The organism is Lederbergia wuyishanensis, from assembly GCF_022900255.1.
GTDB lineage: Bacteria > Bacillota > Bacilli > Bacillales > Bacillaceae_C > Lederbergia > Lederbergia wuyishanensis.
In genome coordinates this window covers 13,966-35,517 of sequence record NZ_JALIRM010000021.1, presented here as the reverse complement: position 1 = coordinate 35,517, position 21,552 = coordinate 13,966, and the positions used below count along the sequence as shown (strand labels likewise).

Genomic DNA, 21,552 nt, shown 5'->3' with positions numbered 1-21,552 from the left:
GTATTACAACAATAACCGGATTAAGCAAAAACTGGCTGGCATGAGTCCGGTTCAATACCGTCTTCACACCAGCCAACTAGCTGCGTAATATGAAACTCTAACTTTTAGGGGTCACATCATCGTGAGGTTCCAACTGGTTATTTTTTTTTGATTGTAGATAACTTATCTTTTATCATTTCATACGCAGCTTTGTCTTCCTTTTTGGCAAAAAACCTCAATCCATCTATTCCTTTAAAAAGCATTCCGCATAATAGCCTCTCTTGAAAATGGGGAATTTCTTCACCGTTTTTTATCCACGCTTCGTGAAAGATTTGAGGGATTTCGAGCTGAGGAGCCCAAAAGTGTATGTTTGCAATATCAAACATAAAGTCTCCATACATCGCCAATTCCCAGTCAATAATAGCTGTAATATCCTGTCCATCCGAAATGATATTTCCTAAATGAAAATCCCCATGAACAAGATACCTTTCTTCAGGTGAATACAATGACAACTCCATCATCATCTCGTAATAATAATCAAAAACCTCTTTTTCTAAGAAACTATGATCAAAGAGTGTATACCAATCCTTCCAAAAACCATCTTGTTCTTTCTGAAAAAACGATTCGATATATTGTTGCCACGAATTAAAAGATCCTTCCCCTTTATAGTCTATTGCTCCATATTTTTCGGTTGAATCGATTGGGATTTGAACGATCTTTTTAAATTCAGTAGCTAGCGCAGGCAAAACATTTTTAATTTCATTTTCGGGATAAGCTTCCAATGATAGTCCGGTTGCTTTTTCTGATATAGAAAAATAGATATCATCAATTTTCCCGTTTCGTTCAATTTTTGGAATGGGAATATCCAGCTGTGATAGTTTTTTATATAGATACTCGTCTTTATTAAATCGATTCCCATTGTTATTAAAATGGATGACATATTCTTTATCTTGAAAACAGAAACTAAAGACTTTGCTCAGTTCGCCAAAATTAATGGGTTGAACATTGGAGACAGAACCTTTCAGTATGCTTTGGATATTCATTATTGCCGTATTTATATCCATATCTATTTTAAAAGACTTCATTATTTCCCACCCCTTTTTCCTTAATTATATCAGTGTTAGACGGTTATTGAGGGGAATTTTATAAATAGTACTTCACCACGCATAGTAGTATGTGTTACAATGCAAATTAAAGGAGGGTTCTTATGGATAAAGCTACTCCTATCAGCAGCGATTTGATTCGTGGTCATATAGATACGATTATTTTGCGCGTTTTATCTGAAGGGGATAATTATGGATATGAAATCATTAAAACTATTTTTGAACAAAGCAATGGGACATTTGAATTGAAGGAGCCATCACTTTATACGAGCTTAAAAAGATTGGAAAAGCAAAAATTTATTTCTGCCTATTGGGGAGACGAAAGCCAAGGTGGCAGGCGGAAGTATTATAAGATTACGGATGCTGGAAAATTGGCATATGAAGAGGCAGTTAATTTATGGATTAGTGCTAAGGAATTGATCGATCTTCTGATTGTAAAAAGAGGTGTAAACGATGAATGAATTGAAGGTGTATGTCGATCATTTATTTAGAAAATACAAGAATCATCGCGATATCGACGAATTGAAGGAAGAAATCTTAGGAAATTTAGAAGCGAAAGTATCTCATCTTATCGCAGAAGGTAAAGATGAAAAAAGTGCCATTGAAAAAGCTAAAAATAGCATTACTAATGTAGATGATCTGATTGATATCAATATTTCTATCAAAATCAATCAGTTTTGGTTTAAAGCCTATCAAATTGCTTTTTTATATGTCATTGTAGCTTGGATTATCACGATTCCTTTTACGATTGTTGGTATCGGGACTTTGATGAATATGACCTTGTTTTTTGTTATTCTTGTTCTTCTGGTGGTCTATATAATTTTAGGAAAAACACTAAAAAGAAATAATGATAAGATTGGCCAATTAAACATTGTGTCGTTTATAAAGTCAAAGAAAGTAATATGGTTGCTATGGGCTCTTTTTATCATCGTTACATGGGGATGTATAACAGCGATCTTATTTGGGAGCAATATATGGTTTGCAAGACCTATTCATATAGATGGGCCATATCAATTCGGAGTATTAGTAGCTCGTTATGCTTTGCCATTTATTTCAATTATCATTCCACTTGTTATTACAGCATGGGAGAAATTAATTACGCAATATGAAGTGGGGAAATTACATGAGTAAGTTAGGAAAATGGATTATTGCATTATTAGTCATAGGAATGATTTTATTTATTACTGTTCAATTCATAGTAATTCCAAAGCAAAACGCAGCTGCTGAGCAATATTTACGGGAACAAGAGAAGCCACTCACACATGATTTGGAGTATATTCAGCAACACAAAAATCCTTATATGGGAAATGCAGGAAACACGACTCAACTTTTTGGTCATCTGCCATTAAGTAATATGCTCAAAGACTTTGAACTCAATTCAGAAGAACTAACGGTGATGGTCAATTTTAAAAAGAAAACTACAGATATTAATAATCAATTATTAAATCAATCTCTTATCTACAACTCTACTGCTGCCTTTGCACTAATAGCGAACCTTGAAAAAATTGAGTATCATTTTTTGGATCAAACCATTAATGTAGATAGACAAAGCATTGAAAGAAGATATCCAAATTTTAATAAAATGACTGAGAGTACAAAAACATGGAATGAAAAAGTTCGAAATCCGTTAAAGAATCCTCAGTATGTAGAGGATTTTATAAAAGATATTTTACCTTAGAGCATGAAACAAAAGAGGGAGGGTGAAGCCAATCTTATGGTTTCTTCTACCCTCCGTTTTAATATTTACACTAGCCCGAAAACACGAAACCCCTTCAACGTTTAGCTGAAGGGGAATGATTTATTCTAGATACTTAACTCCAAAATAATGTGAATGTATTTTCAAAACTAATACTTTCATTTAAATCTCAATTTTGACCACATCTTCGGCATTAAGTAAGTGCAACTGCTAAACCACTAAAGGAAATTGGTCCTACAACAGTAGCTTCTGTTCCACTTGTAATATTTTGAACGGTTACTTGATAAGTATGGGTACCTTGACTCACATTTGAATCTATTGCTTGAAATGTTTCAACATAGTTTACCTCCGACGTAGGATCTGATTCTACCCCCACTTGAAATCTAAAGATTTCTAATCCATCACGGAAGATCCTAAACAACAACTGAGATGTACCAGTAACCCCACGCACGCCTACGGATGAAATTAATTGTACCCGATTGTTAGTTGCATTACTTTGAGGAATAGTTAAACGAATAGTTGCTAATACAGATCTAATAGGAGATTGAGGGATAGCGATATTAACTGAATTAACCCTCCGAGAGGGTTGTGTTGCTTGGTAATCTATAATACTAACCATTACAGCCACCTCCTTAATTTTATACTTTAAAATACGTTACTAAGAAGAAATGGCTTGGATAATATAATTATAATGATAGGTAAATGGTGTCGAAAAATGAAAAAAAGGCTATTTTCTCTTTTGAAATGTTTTTAAACAGTCTATTTTGTCGACCAATTAAGGATAAATTTAATAGGACACATAGTATTTTAAATAATAAATGTTGAATTAATCCTCAAGTACCTTATATACTTTTTTAATCCTTTTTAACTGGGATGTCGTAAGTTGGTTTTCTCTTTTTCGTAACACTGATAATAATTCCTCTTTATTATCGCCCGTTACTGCTAGAATAGTACTTTCAGTATGTTGTGGAATTTCCTTTGGTCTACAAGTTCTCAAATGAGAGAGTAAGAACGGAAAAATTCGTTCGTTGTTTTGCTTGTTTACAGCAGCTAACTTTGCTAGGGTTAAGACTCCCTTATCCATAGTGATAACTGAGCCAGTTTTCATTGCTGAAAATAAAGTTTCAATATGTTCCATTATCATATCAGCTGACACAAGTGCTATAGTAGATAATGCAGTCATGGATCCCCAGACTAATCGATTATTACGACTTTTAAGAAAGTCTATAAAAATTAAAGCATACTCACTTATGAGTTCAGGCTTCATTTCTCCAATTTCATACGCTACTTTTATACAATCCTGTTGAATCTTTTTATCCTTATTAGATAAGTTCTGAATTACTTCTTTTATACCTTCGAGATTATTTGTGTTAACTAATTCATGTGCAAGTTCAATGTTTCGTTCTTCATCTCTACGATTAAGGTGTGTTGCTAACTTGTTTATTATTGTCATAATAATCCCTCTTTTACCGAAAAAATTGGAAAAAAATAAGGGCTATCGAGAAAAACTCGGTGCCCTTATGCTTTTAAACTTGAATATTAAGCCATGACTTTTTCAGATGCTTTACTTGAATCTTTTCTATAATAAAAGATAGCTCCCATCAATACGACAAGTATAAAACCAAAAAGTACGAGTGCCCATAATGTAGCAGATATTGGGTAACGATCGATTAGTTCTCCAGCAATTTTAGGTAGGAAAGCTCCTCCTAAACCACCCATTGCAACGAGTAGGCTGGTTGTCCATTCTTCCAACCCTACTGAATTTTCGTTGATAATCAATAATCCGATTGAGAAAATTCCACCCATTAATAATCCAGTTAAAAAGATGGCTACATAACTAATGATCACAGAAGGTGATACAGCAAATATAATTAATGCGAAAAATTGGCCAATACAACTAATAATGAAAAGTTTAACGTAACCAATTTTATCGATAATGAACGTCATACAAAGCCTTCCTACTGTCATTGCTAACCAGAAAACCGTAATGCTTAGGGCAAGGGAAGATGCATCTAGGCTAGTTGTCTTACTTAAAATCGTAGGCAAGTAGTTTGGAAGCACCATTTCTGTACCCACATACATAAAGAAAAAGAAAGCTCCGATAACCAATAATGGAATTTGTTTTCGAGGGTATCGATTTCTACTGATCTTCTCTTTATTTTGTGTACGAACTTTAACTCGCTTTTTTAAAATAGGGTCCATTTCTCCAAATGAAAGAAAGAACCATCCTAGAAGCGTCATACTTGTAATGATAGCGACGGTTGTAAAAGAAGCATTCCACATTCCGTTCAGAATAAAAAATGCAGAAATCATAGGGATGACAAGTGCTCCAACACCGAAAAATACTTCCGTTAGTACAAGAGTGGAAGCCTTTTTTTCTTTTAAATGTCCAACTATTAGAGCCGCGACAACGGTTTCAGCAATACCAATGCCAGCCCCGCCAATTGGAGCGATGAATAATAAGATATCCCATTTTGGGCTAGATCCAAGTACAAATTGGGCAATTGTAAAACAAAGCAGTGCTAGGGAAATGGTCAATTTACGGCCAATCGCATTTACAATCATTGGAGCAAATGACACCCCGACTAGGAATCCTAAAAATTGATTCATAATCAGTTGTCCGCCATCTCCGTAATGAATACCGTATGATTTAACCATCGGTTCGAGAACGGTACCAATAATAATATGTCCAAAACCATTCAAAGCATAAATAAGACAAGCGAAAAATACAAATTTCTTCATATGATTCTCCTAAAATTTTGATGTCCAAGTTATCTTATCAGTAAAGGTGAAAAAGGTCTATAACAAGAATATTAATATCACATAATAGAGGATTGTAAGAAGATAGTATGGAATAAAAATATAAAACAAAACTAGAGGTGTAAAAGGATGGTTATACGATGGAATCAGTAACTAAAAAGTTATTGCCTGAAGAAGTACAAAAGTGGGTAGTAAATTCAATTAATCCAAAAGCTACTATTGAAACTATTAGTCAATTAAAAGGCGGAATATCCTCACTTGTTTTTAATGTTGGATTAATGGAGAATGGGGGGATAAACGAGTATGTGGTCCGTTTACATTTCCCTGAAGGTTGGAATGAAAATAGTCCAGATTTAGTCATTAATGAAGCTGAGAACCTTCGCTTTACAAAGCTAAAAAAACTTCCGACACCTGAGATCATTGCAATTGAAGAGACAGGGAATCTTTTTGGTTCATATGCTTCAATCATGACCAAGCTTGAGGGCAAGGTTGTTCTGGAGCCCGATGATATGAAATCTTGGCTAAGTGGACTTGCACAGGCCCTTGTGCAAATACATAGAATAAAAGCTGATTTTTCGCGTTCATACTATACATATCAGGACCCTTATACATTCGAGATTCCAGCATGGTCGGGCTTAAAGGAAGAATGGAAAAAGGTTCATACCATTATTAAAGGGGAACGTCCTGAATTCCAGGAGTGTTTTATCCATCGCGACTACCATCCAAATAATGTGCTATGGTCAGGAAATTCTGTAAGTGGAATAGTAGACTGGATTAACGCGTGTAAAGGTCCTGCTGGCGTGGATGTTGGCCATTGTCGAGTCAACCTTGCCCAATTGTACGGGGTGAAAGAAGCGGATATTTTCTTATCTTATTATCAACAGTACGCTGGTCCAACATTTGAGTATAATCCGTATTGGGATATCATTTCGCTCGTCGATTTTCCTTTAGAAGATCCCGAAGTATACCCAGGATGGACGGATTTAGGTTTTAAAGGATTAACGGCTCAATTAATCAAAGAGCGTTTGGATGCCTATATGGTAAGTTTAGTTAATCGTTTTTAAAAATTTTCAACTTAATTTATCGGTTAAACAATGTACAGAAAACTGTATGTTTGTTAAAATGAATATAGCAAATTTGATAATTATTTACATTATTAGTAGGGAGTGGGATGAAAAATGAGTAAAAAAGCTCTAATTGTATGGGGAGGATGGGATGGCCATCAGCCAGAACAAGTCGCAGAAATTTTCAAGGGAATCCTCGAAGAAGAAAATTTTAATGTAGAAGTATCTAATTCACTAGATTCATATGCTGATACAGAAAAATTGAAAGCGTTTGATTTAATTATTCCGCATTGGACAATGGGACAAATTAAAAACAGATCTGCTCTCAATATTTCCGAAGCTATTGTAAGTGGTGTAGGGCTAGCGGGACTTCACGGCGGTATGTGTGATTCGTTCCGAAATAATGTTGACTGGCAGTTCATAACTGGTGGGAATTGGGTTGCGCACCCTGGAAACGATGGAATCGAATATATGGTAAATATTAAGCATTCATCAAGCCCGCTTTTAGAAGGAATTTCAGATTTCAAGGTTGTTAGTGAGCAATATTATTTACACGTCGATCCAGCAGTAGAAGTTTTGGCAACGACTCGTTTCCCTGTTTTTGAAGGACCGCATTCAACAAATAAAGCTGTTGATATGCCTGTTGTATGGACAAAGCGTTGGGGAGCCGGACGCGTATTTTACTGTTCATTAGGGCATCAAGCCAATATTGTTGCAATGCCTGAAGTGACTGAAATTATGAGAAGAGGTTTCCTATGGGCAGCTGAAGGGAAGTCCCTTTACAGCGAATTAGGTGCCAAACTATCAGAAGGCAATGTTCGTTCCTATACTGGAATGGGAGATAGCCCGGATTGATTATCATAAAATCATAAGTTGTGTCTATTAAAAAGGAACTGTTAAGTGTGTAATCACTTAAGGCAGTTCCTTTTTTGTTATGAGAAATAGTATGTTGATTCAAAGCGGTAGCAATTACGTGAATGCTTTAGGATTTAAAGCCTTGGCTTTTTAAAATACATCAAACAAGAATGATTGAAGGTTTATTTAAAACACTAGTGGAACGGCCATTATGACATTTCCACTTTCTTTGGCTGTGATTGGAGAATCATAATCAACGCTCCGCCAATTAATATGATTCCTGTAAATAGAAATCCTTGATTGGCGGTAAGATTTAATAACCCCGTTAACCCTGAGCCGATAACCACACCGATAGAAAAGAATGCATAAAAATATCCATACGCTTTCCCTCGATGCGTTTGTTCTGTAGCTTCAATCAACAAAGAATTAAGTGATGGAAATAGAAAGGCAAATCCGATTCCATAGAGCCCCATCATTACATATAGGAATGGAATGTGATTGCTAAAACTAATGATGATTAAGCCTAAAGCCATTGCTGCCATACCGAATGAGGCGGTCTTCACGGGCTTAATAATGTCAAATAAATTATTGATTGGTAAGACGAATACGAGAATGGCAACAATGCCAAACGTGCTTAAAAGAAGTCCACTCGTTTGTGAATCCTGTCCAAGAGCCACTACTTTTAATGGAAGCATATAGGCAAGTACCCCTTGGGAAAACATTAAGAAAAATGCTCCTGAAAAAGCCCTTAAGATGAGCGGGTTTTTGAAAAAAGCACTTATGGATAATATATCTGCCTTCTCTCTATGTCCTTTCTCAATTTGTTTGCTTCGTAAGAAAATAAAAGAGAGAACACCTAACAAAATCATGAAAAACGCTGTAACACTTAACACGGTCGTTTCACTGGATTTACTTGCAACAATCCCGCTGAATGCTGGTCCAATCACAGCAGCTAGTCCAACGAATGCCCCCGAAAGGGCAGCTCCTTTTCCTTTTTTCTCTTGCTTTGCGGAATTTGCTAAGTAAGTAAAAGCAGCAGGCACTATCAATCCTGCAGTCAAACCATGTAAAAAGCGAATAAAGAGAAGCGACCATGCATCAATGGCGAGAAAATATGAAAATAGCATTGCTCCTGTAAATAATAATCCTAATAATAAAATGACAAATGGACCTCTTTTATCTGTTAAAAACCCAGAAATGACATTTCCGATTGTATTTGAAAAGGAGTACATCCCAACAGCCAAACCTGATAAAAAAGGAGTAGCACCAAGTGATGTTGCAAGAGGAGTCATAATTGGCAGTTGAGTAAATAAATCAAAAAAAGAAAAAAAGACGATTAAATATACGAAAACGCGCATGAACGTTAATGCCCCCATCTACTATACTAAACTTATTTCTATCATCTCTTTTTCAAGATAAATAGGCAAGTGGATTAATTGTGCATTTTTAAGAGAATATATAAAACTCTTCATCAGCCAATAGGCATATATTTTCCTATTTGATGGAACGGGTTATGGCAGGGCGTTCGGGGGGAAGCAGATTATCCAAAATAAATCCCGCTCAAGCCTTGAGCGGGAAGTAAATATTATCAGCTAGGTCGGGGAAGTCTATAAATGGATTCCGGTTTCCCTGAATATTTTGGATTGCTTGGTTTCTGTGTTTTTCATGAAGGAGTGGCGGAAATTGTGCATTCCACTCTCTCAATAATTGGAAGTTCACTCTTTTCCCGAATGGCCGCCGGATTTCGTTTGGATAGCGGAGGATGAAATAAAGCATGGCTCTTGCGACAGTGCCTTTACCATATTCGGGCTCGAAAAAATCAAAGTCGGCGATGCCACAGTTATTGCGGATTTTTTCATCCGGCGATTCAGGATCGTAATAAGGAAAGTCATGAAAGGCAAAGTTGGCTCTCTTCGCATTGCAGCCAGGATCGCACGCAAACAAGTGATGAAGGTCACCTTTCATTGGCTCACGTCCCCCAAACCATGATTGCGGAACGATATGCTCTGCGTTGAACTTGAATTCTTCTGGTACAGTTTTATCTAGGTGATGGGCAGCTTCAACTTTGAAATCTGCTTCCTTTTGCCGTCTGGTGACTTCATAATCCTTTCTGAGCAAATCTGCTGGATGATTTTCTTCGCCTGAATAAATGCTCTTAACGTTTCCATTTGGCTGTAGATCAACCCATGTATATAAATATTCATCTTTGCTGACGAAATAGGACAGCCTGTTTTTATGCGTTCTTTCCACGAGTGAGTGAAGCAGATTAAATTTTTGTCGCGAATTCCCCATGAATAGATCCAACCCGTAATAATATTGAGAAATGAGCTCGCGATCCAATACCTCATCATAATAGGCACGTTCATTTACTTTCATCTTCATCTGATTATGCTGTATGCTCCCGATTCTTTTCTCGAGCTGCTCCAGTCTCATCGAATCACTCCCTAAAGAACCTTCGTTGTCCAAGTTTCACAGTTCCAAATGTCTGTTGTAATTTCGCGGTAAAATTCCGGCTCATGGCTGATAAGAAGTATGGAACCTTTATATGCTTTCAAGGCGCGTTTTAGCTCTTCTTTGGCATCTGTATCAAGATGGTTTGTAGGCTCATCCAACACAAGCAGATTGGATTCCTGATTGACAAGTTTGCATAGACGAACTTTCGCCTTTTCACCGCCGCTAAGCACATCCATTCTGCTCTCGATATGTTTCGTCGTGAGGCCACATTTTGCTAGTACAGAACGGATTTCGTACTGGGTAAACGATGGAAATGAACGCCATAGCTCTTCGATGCATGTATTTGCATTTCCGCCTTGCGCTTCTTGTTCAAAATAGCCGATTTGCAAATAATCCCCAAGCCGGACGCTTCCGGAAATGGGCTTGATTTCACCAAGAATGCTGCGGAGTAATGTTGTTTTTCCAATTCCGTTTGCGCCTGTCAGAGCTATTTTTTGTCCGCGCTCCATTTTCAAGCTTAGTGGCTTGGAAAGCGGCTCATCATAGCCGATGACAAGCTCGTTAGTTTCAAATATGGATTTCCCACTCGTCTTGGCTTCACGGAAATGAAATTCAGGCTTTGGCTTTTGTGCGGAAAGTTCGATGACCTCCATCTTATCCAATTTCTTTTGTCGCGACATCGCCATGTTTCTTGTCGATACCCGGGCTTTATTTCGAGCTACGAAATCCTTCAGCTCTGAAATTTCCTGTTGCTGCCTCTTGTATGCCGATTCAAGTTGCTGTTTTTTCATTTCATATACTTTCATAAAATCATCGTAGTCGCCTACATAGCGATTCAGTTCTTGGTTTTCCATATGATAAATAAGGTTAACTACACTGTTTAAAAACGGGATATCATGTGAAATAAGGATAAATGCATTTTCATATTCTTGAAGGTAACGCTTGAGCCATTCAATATGGACTTCATCCAGATAGTTGGTCGGCTCGTCCAAGAGAAGAATATCGGGCTTTTCCAAAAGCAGCTTCGCTAGCAGAACCTTAGTCCGTTGACCTCCTGAAAGCTCTTGAACATCCCGTTCAAGACCAATTTCATCAAGACCAAGACCGCGGGAGATTTCCTCAACCTTAGCATCGATTAAATAAAAATCGTTATGGGTGAGAGTATCCTGGATGATGCCTGTTTCTTCAAGCAGCTGCTCGAGCTCCTCAGGGGATGCGTCGCTCATTTTTTCGTAAATACCATTCATCTCTGCTTCTAGATCAAATAAATATTGAAATGCCATCTTCAGGACATCTCTTATGGATAAGCCTTCTTTAAGGACGGCGTGCTGATCCAGATAGCCGACTCTTACCTTTCTCGCCCATTCAACTTTCCCTTCATCTGCTTGGAGCTTTCCTGTGATGATATTCATAAAGGTGGACTTTCCCTCGCCGTTTGCACCGATAAGTCCGATATGTTCGCCTTTTAAAAGACGAAATGATACATTATGGAAGATAGCACGGTCGCCAAAACCGTGGCTTAGCTTACTGACAGATAGTATACTCATGTTACACCTCATTAGATGGATTTTAATTAATGGATCTTTTCTTAGTCATTGTTGCTTTTTTTGATTTAAATAGTGCCGCTTAGAAAAGAGCTACTTACCTCATAAGAATCCCTGAACTCACTTTTTAGGGGTAAAATCTAGCTTTTAGGTTTTAACAATAAAACAAACTTTACGAAAACAGCCTAATTTATTGAATCATTGTCCGCAGCATTATTCTGCAGATTGCGCCGAGTTCATTGTTGAATAGGTGCAACTCTCAACGCTCAACGAAAGATCAATGCTGGACCAATGGATTGTACAAAGAAAATATTAATCTTACATTTGAATGGAAATAGAATCTGAATGGGAATATTAACAAAACTACGCTTAAATATAATTGAGCATAGTGTATGACCAATTCATAATGTTCATGGTTATCCTTCCTTCCCATTTATTATAAGCACAAACCCTCTTCTTGAAAATAGGAAGAGGATGGTTCAAGCGAACAGAATTGGGGAAAGAAAAGACGAGAGAGATTGGGAGGGATCCTATATGAATAAAGAAAGTCAATTTGACTCAGTATTTAACCAGTTGAAAGGCCAGCTGGACAAGCTACCGATAGCAGGCAATTCAAAGAAAAAAATGCTATCAAAACTGAGTGAATTGAAAGAAATCACCGTCGATGCTCGGGAGCCGCGAATTGCACTCATAGGGAGGAGAGGAGCAGGGAAGTCCTCCCTCATCAATGCCCTGTTCGGTGAAGCGAAACAGTTTGTCAGCCCTGTGCAGGCTGGAACGGGGCGCGGAAAATGGTTTTGGTATCCTTCTGAAGATGAGAAAAAAATCCGCCTGCTTGATTCACGGGGGCTCGGAGAAAGTGAAAAGCCAATTGAAAGCACGGAGGAAGCATCAGCCTTTGACCAGTTGAAAAAAGAATTGGAGGCAGAACAGCCTGATGTATTATTATTCCTCATCAAAGGGAAGGAAACAGATGCGAGGATTGAAGAAGATTTACGGGAATTGAACTTGCTGCGATCATTCGTTAAGGAGACCCATCAATACGATGTTCCTGTCATCTGTGTTGTGACTCAGGTGGATGAGCTGGATCCGCCGTATTACAAAGAGGTTCCGTTTGACGCTAATCCTATTAAGGCAGCCAATATCAAGACAGCAGTCGCCTTGATGGAAAAGCGGTTCCAGGAAGCGGAAATACCGCTTCTAAACATTATCCCGGTCTGTACGTATACGGATTTTAATGAAGAAGGCAATATTCTCTTCGATATGCGGTGGAATGTTGATGAGGTAGCCTCTTATTTAATTGATTCGCTACCAAATGAAGCAATATTGAAAACAGCAAAGGCGGCCCAAGCCAAATCAGTTAAAAAAAAAGTCGCACAAAAAATTATTTTGACAATGTCGGGAATCGCAAGCATCGTCGCACTTGAGCCAATTCCGTTTGCCGACATGCCTATTTTGACAGCTTTGCAAGCGTTGATGGTAATGGCTATCGCCTACATTGCCGGCCGCGAGATTAGCAGGAAAACAGCTGCTGAATTCATAGGTGCGGTTGGGGCTAATCTTGGATTGGCGTTTGCAGTAAGAGAAGGAGTCCGCTCAGTGGTCAAGCTCATACCTGCTGCTGGTAATGTCATTTCCAGTGCTGTGGCCGGTGCCGTAACTTTTGGGATCGGAAAGGCTGGCATCGTGTATTTCATAGATGGGAATGATATAAAAAAGGCAAAAAAGGCTTTCCAAACAGGTAAAGAACAGTATAAAAAGGATTAGGAATACGAAAGTAAGTATTTGGAGGTAAAAGAGGGATACCGCACTTTTATTAGAGAGTTGTTCGTTGTAATCCTTGCTGTTTCTAACAAGGAAATTGTCCCTTGACAAAACTGAAATTAAATAATATCTTTAAAACAGCTACTTTGTAAAACCAAGTAGTTGTTTTTAAAGTCACTATCTTGTTAAGCAAAATAGCCAAGGTCTTTTTTTTTTTTTATTTGCTATCTTGCTTAGCAATATAGTTAGGGAAGGAGGGTGCAGATGTCGATACGAAGCCAGCTATTAAAAGGGATATTAGATGGATGTGTGTTGGCTGTGATCGAGAAAGAACCCGTTTACGGGTATGAACTTTCAAAAAAACTACAGGATATTGGCCTTGAAGATGTGAGTGAGGGAACGATTTATCCCGTTTTGTTAAGGCTTCAAAAAAACGGATTAATAAGGGGAGAGATGAGGCCATCGGATTCGGGGCCAAATCGGAAATATTATTTTTTGACTGAGCTTGGGGAAGAGGCTTTATTGACCATTACGGAAGAATGGAATCAAATAAGTGAGCCTGTCAATGCATTGTTCAAAAGGAGAGAAGACTAACGATGAATGCAAAAAAATTAATAGAAGAAAACAATCGAAAGAGAGAATTATTGACACCGGAAAATGAAGCTTATTACAGCGATATGTTGGTTTATATTCGCCTTCAAATGTCTCTATCAGAGCAACAATCGGAAGAAGTTTTAATGGAATTGCTTGATCATTTACTTGAAGGACAAGGAGAAGGTAAAACCGCTAAAGATATATTCGGTGAAGACCCAAAAGCTTTTGCTGATGAAATCATTGAGCAATTGCCAAAAGAAAAGAAGCGAGCGGTGATCCCTTTTGTTGCAGGAATCGTAGCCAATATTGTCAGTTGGGTCTTAATCATTAGAGGAATTCTTTTTTTCGTCTTGTCACAGTTTACAAAGGTGAGAATCGAAGTTTATATGATTAAAACGGTAGTAGTTGCATTTGTCATTGCGTGTTTCGTTAGCTTTACGATTTGGTTTATTTTTAGATTAATTAAAAATACATTGTTTAAAGAAAATAAAAATCAAAAAATGGACATGATTAAGGTTGGGATAGTTGGAGCAGGAGGTATGGTCGTCGTTATTATAGCTACAAGGTTTATTCCAGAAGTTGGACCTTCATTTAATTTTACGTGGTTGGCATCTTTAATTGCTGGAGGAGTTCTCTGGTTAGTTGTGTTTACGACGAAAAAAATTTGGAGGTAGATAAAATGTTATCAAATAAAAGTGAGAGATTCATTGAGAATCTTCGATTATATCTAATGACATCGGGAAAAAAAGAAAAAGAAATAAATGAACTAGTAGATGAACTAAGGAATCATCTTATTGAATCAGAAAAACACGGAAAGAATATTGAGGATATTATAGACTGCACTCCTGCTGAATATATGGCTTCTCTTAAAGGGGAAATGAAGACTGATTATAAAAGTCTATTAAAAAATCTACCTATCTTTTTTCTGGGAGTCATTGCTTATTTTATGATGGGACCGGCGATAAGAGAGGAATTTGAATTGAATATTGTTCAAGTATTTGGATTTCCGATTATAGCCGCAATTGGACTAGTTATTTACGTTGCCTTTTTACAACGTGCAGGGAAAAATCAATATTCCAACAAGAAACTTTTCTTTGCTGGAATGATTGCAAGTGCAAGTGTGATGATACTTTTTATCTTATTAATGGTAGTGAGTGGAATTTTTATTGAACCTTTTTATAAGGCAAGCATACTTTCAAATTGGATCATTGTAGCGATATGTTCCTTCATTTTTATTTTCGGTGCATTATGGGCAAAAGCATGGTTTCCTATTTGGATCCCGGCGATTCTTTTTATTCCCGACTTCTTCTCTAGGTTCTCGAACTTAAATGAGGAAATGATACTTGTTCTCGGCTTTGTATCTTTTATATTGCTCTTTATTTTAATCATTTTAAGTATAGTGGTGACAGAGAGAAAAAAGCCAAAATTAACATAATTGATATGTTAATTTTGGCTTAACAGCTGTTTTCGTTGATAAGTAGACAGCACTACTCCTCCTACAATGAAAATCGAGCCTATTATTTCTACGCCTGTAATTGGTTTGAATAATAGTACGAGTCCAAATATCATTGCGACAAAGGGCTCAAGATTTGATAATATAGATGCCTTGGAAGCATCAACATGACGTATATTACTATTCCAAATAAGTGTAGCCAGCCCATGAACAATAACGGCCGTTCCGATCAAAAGCGCCCAATCAGTGATGTTGCTACTGATTCGTAATGGATTATCGAGCGAAAAGGCAAAAAAGATCGAAACAAACAAGCCAACAACATTCGAATATAAAGTAATCATAAGTGGATCGATTCTTTGGGAGAGTACTCTTGTCATAATAATCATAATTGCAAAGGTGACCATAGTGACTACAATCCAAATTAGACCACGATCCATGTGTATTGACGATAAACTCCCTTTTGTTACAACGAAAAAAATCCCAATAATCGCTACAATAGAGCCGAAAGCCATTCGAGTAGATAATTTTTCTTTTAAGAAGATTGCTGCTAGAACACTAGTTAAAATAGGAGTTGTCGCTAATATTAATGCGGAAGTTGTGGGATCAGCTGTTTGTAGACCTACAAAAAAAGACCATTGATTAATAAATACTCCGATAAACCCCAGAAAGAAAATAACAATTACGTCATTTTTATTTACACGGATTAGCTGTTTTTTATAAGACAATGCAATTAAAAAAAACACAATGAAGACAAGTCTCAGAAATGTTAATAGAGCAGGAGAGAAGCTTTGAACTAAAATTTTCCCGAATACAAAATTACTGCCCCAAACGACTACACAAAAAGTTAGCCAAGAATAAGCCTTAAACATAGATGAATCCATCCTTTAACAAATTGCTAACTTTTCTATTCTATCCGCAAAAGGATGCATCGTAAACTTATATGCAATTTACTATAAAATATTAAAGACTTCCTTTTAAACCATAGTGTGTTGGGGGCATTTCGCTTTTTCTTTTTTACCCTTCCATCTACTCCCAGTGTGGATCCTCTATTTTTTTCCACTGATATTGATGGAGGTTAATCTGATTGTTTTTGATAACCTCGATACCTTCACTTTCTAGCAATAACTGTTGCTGAAAGGCAGTTTCGGGGTCTGCTATCACAATTTCGCCCTTGGCATTAACGACACGATGCCAAGGAAGTTTATATTTTGAACTCATGGAATGAAGGATTCGTGAAACTTGTCTGGCGCCACGTGGACTTCCAGCTAGTCGAGCAATTTGTCCATATGTTGCAACACTACCTCTGGGTATTGATTGTATAATGGCTATTACTTTTTCTGTAAAAGGATTCATTTTAAACCTCTCCAATCATTTTTTAGTATATCATTAATATAGATCGCAATTAGAAAGGGAGGCTAAATAGATGATGATTAAGAAAGCTGAAGAAGCTCAATCAGTCAATGAGGCTCGGTTTACGAAAAACATTATATTTAATGAAGGAAAAAGCACAGTATTCATCCTGAATTTTCTTCCAGGTCAAGCCTTGCCGCCTCATCCACACCCTAATGCGCATGTTTACTTATATGTAATGGAAGGTAATGGAATCTGTACAATTGATGATGAAAAGCACGATATTACTGTAAAAGACATAATTCATTGTGAAAATAAACAAGTTTTGAGCATTGAAAATACAGGCAGTGAACGACTAAGTATTTATGTTGTTTTAGCTAGAGAATCCTCGTAACGCAACGAGGATTTTTTGTTGCATAGAAAATAAAAAATTAAAACCTTGTAGATAACTTTCTAGGTAATAGTTTCCGTCTAGTAACAGCAGCTCGCGATTTTGTTCTATAATGGAAGGTAATAATTGTTAAAGGGAAGATCGATATGGCGAAAATCATGATTGTAGAGGATGATCCGAAAATTGCAAAGCTTCTTCAAGGTCATCTTGAAAAGTATGGATATCAAGCTACTCTAGCGGAAGATTTTGATTATATAATAGAACTTTTCATGAAAGTAAATCCAGACCTGGTTCTCCTAGACATTAATTTGCCAAGCTATGACGGGTATTATTGGTGTAGGCAAATTCGGAAAATATCAACATGCCCGATTTTGTTTATTTCAGCTAGGTCAGGTGAAATGGATCAAGTGATGGCCTTAGAAAATGGTGCAGATGATTTTATAACAAAACCGTTTCATTACGAGGTGGTTATGGCTAAAATACGGAGCCAATTACGAAGAGCGTACGGGGAATATGCCTTAAAAGTTGAAGAACGAACCGTTGAAATTGATGGACTAATCCTATATATGGAACGGATGGAGGCGAAAATGGGAGAAAAGACTGTTTTATTAACTAAAAAAGAAGCTATCTTGCTAGAAACGCTGATGAAACGTTCTCCACGATTGGTCAATCGCGAAACAATTTTAGAAAAGCTTTGGGATGATCAATCATTTGTTGATGAAAACACCCTAAATGTAAACGTGACACGTGTGCGAAAAAAATTGCATGAGCTAGGCATTCATGAGGCGATTGAAACTGTCCGGGGAGCGGGATACCGGCTAGTTCCTAATTGGGTTGAAGAGAGATGAAGTTATTTTTTCGTGATAATCTTGCACTAATCATTGTGAATATCGCACAAATGATAGCGGTCTTGTCTATCTATATAATGGATGGCTACCGCAATTACTTAACTGCTCTTTATTCTTTATTTATCGGGATTTGCTTATTAACAGCTTACTTATTTTACCGCTATTTTACACATAAAGATTTTTACAAGAGGCTATCTAATCCTGTTCATAAGCTTGATGAGGTAAATGAAATGCTAGGATTTTCTCCACTTCCTGAAGCATTGACTCACCTTCTAAAATCACAACATACTCAATATATGAATGAACTTCACCTTCAAGAGAGAAAACGGAATGATCATTTAACTTTTATCAATCAGTGGGTACATCAAATGAAGACCCCTCTTTCGGTCATCCAATTGATCACCCAAGAGGAGGATGACGAACGTTTCACCAGCATTCAAGAAGAAGTAGATAAAATTGGGAAAGGCTTGGATATGGTTTTATATGCCGCTAGACTTGAGACGTTTGAACATGACTTTCAGGTGGGTCCTGTTAACTTAAGAAAAATAGCGGAACAAGCAGTCAGTGAAAATAAACGGCTTTTTATTAAAAATCGTGTTTACCCAGAAATCCAGATTGACCCAAACATTTTCGTTGATTCGGATGAAAAATGGTTGATGTTTACGTTGAATCAGTTAATCACGAACGCTGTAAAATATTCAGCAGGAAAATCGCAAAAGATTTTTATACAAGGTTCACAAAGATGCATCGAGGTTCGAGACAATGGAATAGGGATTCCGAAGTCAGATATAAAGCGAGTATTTAATCCATTTTATACTGGAGAAAATGGTAGGAGGTACCGTGAATCAACCGGAATGGGGTTATACCTTGTTAAAGAAATTTGTGATAGGATTGGACATGATATTGAGGTTGAATCAGAAGTAGGTAAGGGAACAACCGTAAAAATAACATTCCTTACAAAGATGTAAGGAAACTGAAAGATAAATAGATGGTTGAAGATTCCTCTTTTCATCTACAATAACGATAGATGGAAAGGGGATTTTTATAATGGAAATGTTAAAAATCAAATATTTAAGTAAAGTGTATGATGGAAAAGTTGCTTATAGGGCACTATCAGATATAGATTTAACCATTGAAGAAGGTGAGTTTGTTGGGATTATGGGACCTTCCGGAAGCGGAAAGACAACCCTTTTAAATATGGTGGCAACAATTGACCAGCCGACGTCCGGGTCGATTTTAATTAATGGTAAGGATCCGTTTCGCCTAAAACAAAATGACCTTGCTTTATTCAGGCGCAGGCAATTAGGTTTTGTTTTCCAAGATTTCAATCTACTCCCGACGCTTACAGTTGAAGAAAATATTGTCCTGCCGCTTACATTAGACGGAGTAAATGTAAAAGTAATGGATGAAAAAGTAGAAGCCATTGCTGAAAAATTAGGGATTAAGGAAATTTTGAAAAAGCGTATTTATGAAATTTCTGGAGGGCAGGCGCAAAGAACGGCTATTGCACGTGCTACAATTCATTCCCCGCAAATGGTGCTGGCGGATGAGCCGACTGGAAATCTTGATTCGAAAGCATCCAGGTCTGTGATGGAAATGATGGAATCGATCAATAAAAAAGATAATACGACGATGATGATGGTTACACATGATCCAATTGCAGCTAGCTATTGTAACCGAGTTGTATTTATTAAAGACGGGAAATTTTATAATGAAATTCACCGTGGGGATAATCGCCAAGCCTTTTTTCAAAAAATCATCGATGTACTGTCACTGTTAGGAGGGGATTCAAATGACCTTCAGGCAGTTCGCATTTAACAATGTATTTCGTAATAAAAGGACATATGCCGCTTACTTTTTAAGCAGTATGTTTTCTGTTTTAGTGTTTTTTGTTTACGCCATATTTGCATTCCATCCTGCACTTAAAAATATTAATGCGGAAGTAGCGATAGGCCTACATTTTGCTGAAGGGATTATTTATGTTTTCTCATTTATATTTGTGCTAGTTTCAATGAGCGCATTTTTAAAATCAAGAAAAAAAGAATTCGGTCTTATGGTCATGCACGGAATGACAAATATGCAGCTTCGCAAAATGGTCTTTTTAGAAAATGTCTTTATCGGTTTTTTTGCGACCGTGTTTGGAATGCTGATAGGCGTTGTTTTTTCAAAAATGATTTTATTAGCTGCGGAAAATGTGTTGAATTTAGATGAAGTTTTGCCTTTCTATTGGCCAGTTAGCGCTATAGTATTGACGTTTGTAGCGTTTCTGTTTCTATTCATCGTTATATCCTTTTTCACGGTTTCGGTTTTGAAAGGGAATAAGCTCGTTGATTTAATAAAAGGAAGTGCAGCTCCTAAAAAAGAGCCAAAAGCATCTATTGCATTATCGTTGTTAGCCATTTTCCTTTTAGGTATTGGGTACGCAGGTGCTTTAATAGCCCGTAATTTGCAGGTCGTTATAGCGATGATTCCTGTTACAACAGTCGTCATTATTGGCACATATTTTCTTTTTACACAGCTTAGTGTGTTTTTGATTAATCGATTGAAAAAGAACAAATCCTTCTTTTTGAGAAAAACAAACATTGTCGTAATGTCCGATCTTGCTTATCGGATGAAAGACAACGCGAGAGCCTTTTTCTTCGTTGCAATTGTTTCTACTGTAGCATTTTCTGCGATTGGTGCGCTTGTTGGGTTTAGGACGATGATGACAGCAGATTTGTTGAAAAATAACCCGTTTGCTTTTGAATATACATCTAGAGAAGACAACCATTTAGAAACGAAGCATATCCAACTAATTAGAGATGAACTTGAAAATTTGCGATATAAAGAAGTAAGAACGGATATTAAACGAGTGCTTTCGACTAGTGATTCATATAATGTTACGAGTGAATCTGGATACAATCATTTACTTGCAATGGTAGGTGAGGAAGCTGAGCAAGTTAACCTTAAAGAAAATGAAGCTATTTTGCTATTTTACGAAAGTGCGATTGATGGAACCTCCAGGCCTATACAGCATGAAAAGATCACTTTTGGCAATCTAGTGCTGGAACAGGAAAAAGCCATTCCTACTAATGTATTTCCAGCATATCGAAATTTTCTAGTGGTTTCTGATGAAGTGTTTGATCAGATGAAAACCTATGAATGGAAACAAACATACTATGCTTTTTATATGAAGGATTGGAAACAATCAGCAGAAGCAGGAAAAAAATTATCAAGTAAGATCGGTGAATTTGACAGAGAAGGTAAGCATGAATTTTTTTCATTAGCTTATTCATGGCATGAAATCAATCAGGCCTTTGGTGCCGTTTTATTTATAGGATTATTTATTGGAGCCGTATTTTTCATATCAGCTGGTAGCTTTCTATACTTCAGACTATACGCTGACTTCGAAGATGAAAAGCGAAAATTTTCTGCAATAAGGAAGTTAGGATTGACGGATAAAGAATTGTCTAAAATCATTACGATTCAATTGAGTTTGCTGTTTTTCGTTCCAATTATTGTTGCCCTTATCCATGGGGCGGTAGCTTTGACAGCGTTAGAGCATATGTTTAATTATAGTTTGGTAAAGGAATCGACTTTGGTACTAAGCAGCTTTGCTGGCATACAAATCATTTACTTTCTATTTATTCGATCGAATTATATTCGAAAAATTAGACGTTCAATTTAGGCACTCATCGAGATGAGTGCTTTTTTCTGG

Annotated in this window: 24 protein-coding genes; 15 read left to right on the top strand and 9 right to left on the bottom strand. The window is 37.0% G+C overall.

From position 1 onward, the window contains the following. The coding region (locus MT489_RS22515) for an IS3 family transposase (protein ID WP_425311309.1) at positions 1 to 88 on the top strand (88 nt) is incomplete at its 5' end. A 49-nt stretch (positions 89 to 137) separates the two neighbouring features. Here MT489_RS22515 and MT489_RS21795 read toward each other — a convergent pair. After that, complete coding sequence (locus MT489_RS21795) at positions 138 to 1,064, bottom strand: phosphotransferase family protein (protein WP_244683666.1); 927 nt, start codon at positions 1,062 to 1,064, stop codon at positions 138 to 140. Positions 1,065 to 1,186: 122 nt separating this feature from the next. Between MT489_RS21795 and MT489_RS21790 the strand changes: the two genes are divergently transcribed. Genes MT489_RS21790 through MT489_RS21780 form a run of 3 tightly spaced genes read left to right on the top strand, consistent with a single transcriptional unit; the run spans position 1,187 to position 2,760 of the window. Then, complete coding sequence (locus MT489_RS21790) at positions 1,187 to 1,543, top strand: PadR family transcriptional regulator (protein WP_244683665.1); 357 nt, start codon at positions 1,187 to 1,189, stop codon at positions 1,541 to 1,543. After that, positions 1,536 to 2,213, top strand: coding sequence for a permease prefix domain 1-containing protein (locus tag MT489_RS21785; RefSeq protein ID WP_244683664.1), 678 nt, complete (start codon positions 1,536 to 1,538; stop codon positions 2,211 to 2,213). Before MT489_RS21790 ends, MT489_RS21785 begins: the two co-directional genes overlap by 8 nt. Continuing rightward, a complete protein-coding gene (locus MT489_RS21780; protein ID WP_244683663.1) occupies positions 2,206 to 2,760 on the top strand; it encodes a DUF4825 domain-containing protein in 555 nt (184 codons plus the stop codon). The genes MT489_RS21785 and MT489_RS21780 overlap by 8 nt, the downstream gene beginning before the upstream one ends. Positions 2,761 to 2,971: 211 nt before the next feature. Here MT489_RS21780 and MT489_RS21775 read toward each other — a convergent pair whose 3' ends face one another. The 3 genes from MT489_RS21775 to MT489_RS21765 all read right to left on the bottom strand — a co-directional run bounded on the left by MT489_RS21775 (position 2,972) and on the right by MT489_RS21765 (position 5,520). Further along, positions 2,972 to 3,397 carry an exosporium protein C gene (locus MT489_RS21775; RefSeq protein WP_244683662.1) on the bottom strand — a complete coding sequence of 142 codons (426 nt, stop codon included), beginning with the start codon at positions 3,395 to 3,397 and terminating at the stop codon, positions 2,972 to 2,974. Between the two features lie 207 nt (positions 3,398 to 3,604). Continuing rightward, positions 3,605 to 4,231: a hypothetical protein gene (locus MT489_RS21770; RefSeq protein WP_244683661.1), complete on the bottom strand. Its 627-nt coding sequence runs from the start codon at positions 4,229 to 4,231 to the stop codon at positions 3,605 to 3,607. Between the two features lie 86 nt (positions 4,232 to 4,317). After that, positions 4,318 to 5,520, bottom strand: coding sequence for an MFS transporter (locus tag MT489_RS21765; protein WP_244683660.1), 1,203 nt, complete (start codon positions 5,518 to 5,520; stop codon positions 4,318 to 4,320). A 158-nt stretch (positions 5,521 to 5,678) separates the two neighbouring features. Between MT489_RS21765 and MT489_RS21760 the strand changes: the two genes are divergently transcribed. Both MT489_RS21760 and MT489_RS21755 read left to right on the top strand, forming a co-directional pair. Continuing rightward, on the top strand, positions 5,679 to 6,602 hold the full coding sequence (locus MT489_RS21760) for an aminoglycoside phosphotransferase family protein (protein ID WP_244683659.1): 924 nt from the start codon (positions 5,679 to 5,681) through the stop codon (positions 6,600 to 6,602). 114 nt (positions 6,603 to 6,716) lie between these two features. After that, positions 6,717 to 7,457, top strand: coding sequence for a ThuA domain-containing protein (locus MT489_RS21755; protein WP_244683658.1), 741 nt, complete (start codon positions 6,717 to 6,719; stop codon positions 7,455 to 7,457). A gap of 209 nt (positions 7,458 to 7,666) precedes the next feature. Here the strand turns inward: MT489_RS21755 and MT489_RS21750 are convergent, their stop codons facing one another. The 3 genes from MT489_RS21750 to MT489_RS21740 form a co-directional block, all read right to left on the bottom strand. Next, positions 7,667 to 8,815 carry an MFS transporter gene (locus MT489_RS21750; RefSeq protein WP_244683657.1) on the bottom strand — a complete coding sequence of 383 codons (1,149 nt, stop codon included), beginning with the start codon at positions 8,813 to 8,815 and terminating at the stop codon, positions 7,667 to 7,669. Positions 8,816 to 9,017: 202 nt separating this feature from the next. Continuing rightward, positions 9,018 to 9,890 carry an endonuclease I family protein gene (locus MT489_RS21745; protein ID WP_244683656.1) on the bottom strand — a complete coding sequence of 291 codons (873 nt, stop codon included), beginning with the start codon at positions 9,888 to 9,890 and terminating at the stop codon, positions 9,018 to 9,020. Positions 9,891 to 9,901: 11 nt separating this feature from the next. Continuing rightward, positions 9,902 to 11,458 carry an ABC-F family ATP-binding cassette domain-containing protein gene (locus tag MT489_RS21740; RefSeq protein ID WP_244683655.1) on the bottom strand — a complete coding sequence of 519 codons (1,557 nt, stop codon included), beginning with the start codon at positions 11,456 to 11,458 and terminating at the stop codon, positions 9,902 to 9,904. A gap of 531 nt (positions 11,459 to 11,989) precedes the next feature. Here MT489_RS21740 and MT489_RS21735 point away from each other — a divergent pair. From MT489_RS21735 to MT489_RS21720, 4 genes are all read left to right on the top strand, one after another. Then, positions 11,990 to 13,222 (top strand): GTPase family protein, encoded by a 1,233-nt coding sequence (locus MT489_RS21735; protein ID WP_244683654.1) that lies wholly within the window; start codon positions 11,990 to 11,992, stop codon positions 13,220 to 13,222. 261 nt (positions 13,223 to 13,483) lie between these two features. Next, positions 13,484 to 13,813: a PadR family transcriptional regulator gene (locus MT489_RS21730; protein ID WP_244683653.1), complete on the top strand. Its 330-nt coding sequence runs from the start codon at positions 13,484 to 13,486 to the stop codon at positions 13,811 to 13,813. A gap of 2 nt (positions 13,814 to 13,815) precedes the next feature. Beyond that, positions 13,816 to 14,487, top strand: a complete 672-nt coding sequence (locus MT489_RS21725; protein ID WP_244683652.1) for a DUF1129 family protein — start codon at positions 13,816 to 13,818, stop codon at positions 14,485 to 14,487. A gap of 5 nt (positions 14,488 to 14,492) precedes the next feature. Next, positions 14,493 to 15,248: an HAAS domain-containing protein gene (locus MT489_RS21720; RefSeq protein WP_244683651.1), complete on the top strand. Its 756-nt coding sequence runs from the start codon at positions 14,493 to 14,495 to the stop codon at positions 15,246 to 15,248. 8 nt (positions 15,249 to 15,256) lie between these two features. Here MT489_RS21720 and MT489_RS21715 read toward each other — a convergent pair whose 3' ends face one another. Together MT489_RS21715 and MT489_RS21710 are read right to left on the bottom strand one after the other, a co-directional pair. Then, entirely contained in the window at positions 15,257 to 16,135 is an 879-nt protein-coding gene (locus MT489_RS21715; protein ID WP_244683650.1) for a DMT family transporter, read from the bottom strand. 157 nt (positions 16,136 to 16,292) lie between these two features. Continuing rightward, entirely contained in the window at positions 16,293 to 16,619 is a 327-nt protein-coding gene (locus MT489_RS21710; protein WP_244683649.1) for an MGMT family protein, read from the bottom strand. A gap of 70 nt (positions 16,620 to 16,689) precedes the next feature. Here MT489_RS21710 and MT489_RS21705 point away from each other — a divergent pair, with 70 nt between their 5' ends. From MT489_RS21705 to MT489_RS21685, 5 genes are all read left to right on the top strand, one after another. Continuing rightward, positions 16,690 to 17,010 carry a cupin domain-containing protein gene (locus MT489_RS21705; protein WP_244683648.1) on the top strand — a complete coding sequence of 107 codons (321 nt, stop codon included), beginning with the start codon at positions 16,690 to 16,692 and terminating at the stop codon, positions 17,008 to 17,010. A 143-nt stretch (positions 17,011 to 17,153) separates the two neighbouring features. After that, positions 17,154 to 17,855, top strand: coding sequence for a response regulator transcription factor (locus MT489_RS21700; protein ID WP_244683647.1), 702 nt, complete (start codon positions 17,154 to 17,156; stop codon positions 17,853 to 17,855). Further along, positions 17,852 to 18,823 carry a sensor histidine kinase gene (locus MT489_RS21695; RefSeq protein ID WP_244683646.1) on the top strand — a complete coding sequence of 324 codons (972 nt, stop codon included), beginning with the start codon at positions 17,852 to 17,854 and terminating at the stop codon, positions 18,821 to 18,823. The genes MT489_RS21700 and MT489_RS21695 overlap by 4 nt, the downstream gene beginning before the upstream one ends. An 85-nt stretch (positions 18,824 to 18,908) precedes the next feature. Further along, complete coding sequence (locus tag MT489_RS21690) at positions 18,909 to 19,673, top strand: ABC transporter ATP-binding protein (protein WP_280518743.1); 765 nt, start codon at positions 18,909 to 18,911, stop codon at positions 19,671 to 19,673. Beyond that, a complete protein-coding gene (locus MT489_RS21685) occupies positions 19,648 to 21,522 on the top strand; it encodes an FtsX-like permease family protein (protein ID WP_244683644.1) in 1,875 nt (624 codons plus the stop codon). The genes MT489_RS21690 and MT489_RS21685 overlap by 26 nt, the downstream gene beginning before the upstream one ends. Positions 21,523 to 21,552: the final 30 nt, after the last annotated feature.

Excerpts from the sequence above, each read along its gene's own strand:
- MT489_RS21795 (WP_244683666.1), bottom strand. The coding sequence starts at position 1,064 with ATGAAGTCTTTTAAAATAGATATGGATATAAATACGGCAATAATGAAT.
- MT489_RS21790 (WP_244683665.1), top strand. The coding sequence starts at position 1,187 with ATGGATAAAGCTACTCCTATCAGCAGCGATTTGATTCGTGGTCATATA.
- MT489_RS21785 (WP_244683664.1), top strand. The coding sequence starts at position 1,536 with ATGAATGAATTGAAGGTGTATGTCGATCATTTATTTAGAAAATACAAG.
- MT489_RS21780 (WP_244683663.1), top strand. The coding sequence starts at position 2,206 with ATGAGTAAGTTAGGAAAATGGATTATTGCATTATTAGTCATAGGAATG.
- MT489_RS21775 (WP_244683662.1), bottom strand. The coding sequence starts at position 3,397 with ATGGTTAGTATTATAGATTACCAAGCAACACAACCCTCTCGGAGGGTT.
- MT489_RS21770 (WP_244683661.1), bottom strand. The coding sequence starts at position 4,231 with ATGACAATAATAAACAAGTTAGCAACACACCTTAATCGTAGAGATGAA.
- MT489_RS21765 (WP_244683660.1), bottom strand. The coding sequence starts at position 5,520 with ATGAAGAAATTTGTATTTTTCGCTTGTCTTATTTATGCTTTGAATGGT.
- MT489_RS21760 (WP_244683659.1), top strand. The coding sequence starts at position 5,679 with ATGGAATCAGTAACTAAAAAGTTATTGCCTGAAGAAGTACAAAAGTGG.
- MT489_RS21755 (WP_244683658.1), top strand. The coding sequence starts at position 6,717 with ATGAGTAAAAAAGCTCTAATTGTATGGGGAGGATGGGATGGCCATCAG.
- MT489_RS21750 (WP_244683657.1), bottom strand. The coding sequence starts at position 8,815 with ATGCGCGTTTTCGTATATTTAATCGTCTTTTTTTCTTTTTTTGATTTA.
- MT489_RS21745 (WP_244683656.1), bottom strand. The coding sequence starts at position 9,890 with ATGAGACTGGAGCAGCTCGAGAAAAGAATCGGGAGCATACAGCATAAT.
- MT489_RS21740 (WP_244683655.1), bottom strand. The coding sequence starts at position 11,458 with ATGAGTATACTATCTGTCAGTAAGCTAAGCCACGGTTTTGGCGACCGT.
- MT489_RS21735 (WP_244683654.1), top strand. The coding sequence starts at position 11,990 with ATGAATAAAGAAAGTCAATTTGACTCAGTATTTAACCAGTTGAAAGGC.
- MT489_RS21730 (WP_244683653.1), top strand. The coding sequence starts at position 13,484 with ATGTCGATACGAAGCCAGCTATTAAAAGGGATATTAGATGGATGTGTG.
- MT489_RS21725 (WP_244683652.1), top strand. The coding sequence starts at position 13,816 with ATGAATGCAAAAAAATTAATAGAAGAAAACAATCGAAAGAGAGAATTA.
- MT489_RS21720 (WP_244683651.1), top strand. The coding sequence starts at position 14,493 with ATGTTATCAAATAAAAGTGAGAGATTCATTGAGAATCTTCGATTATAT.
- MT489_RS21715 (WP_244683650.1), bottom strand. The coding sequence starts at position 16,135 with ATGTTTAAGGCTTATTCTTGGCTAACTTTTTGTGTAGTCGTTTGGGGC.
- MT489_RS21710 (WP_244683649.1), bottom strand. The coding sequence starts at position 16,619 with ATGAATCCTTTTACAGAAAAAGTAATAGCCATTATACAATCAATACCC.
- MT489_RS21705 (WP_244683648.1), top strand. The coding sequence starts at position 16,690 with ATGATGATTAAGAAAGCTGAAGAAGCTCAATCAGTCAATGAGGCTCGG.
- MT489_RS21700 (WP_244683647.1), top strand. The coding sequence starts at position 17,154 with ATGGCGAAAATCATGATTGTAGAGGATGATCCGAAAATTGCAAAGCTT.
- MT489_RS21695 (WP_244683646.1), top strand. The coding sequence starts at position 17,852 with ATGAAGTTATTTTTTCGTGATAATCTTGCACTAATCATTGTGAATATC.
- MT489_RS21690 (WP_280518743.1), top strand. The coding sequence starts at position 18,909 with ATGTTAAAAATCAAATATTTAAGTAAAGTGTATGATGGAAAAGTTGCT.
- MT489_RS21685 (WP_244683644.1), top strand. The coding sequence starts at position 19,648 with ATGACCTTCAGGCAGTTCGCATTTAACAATGTATTTCGTAATAAAAGG.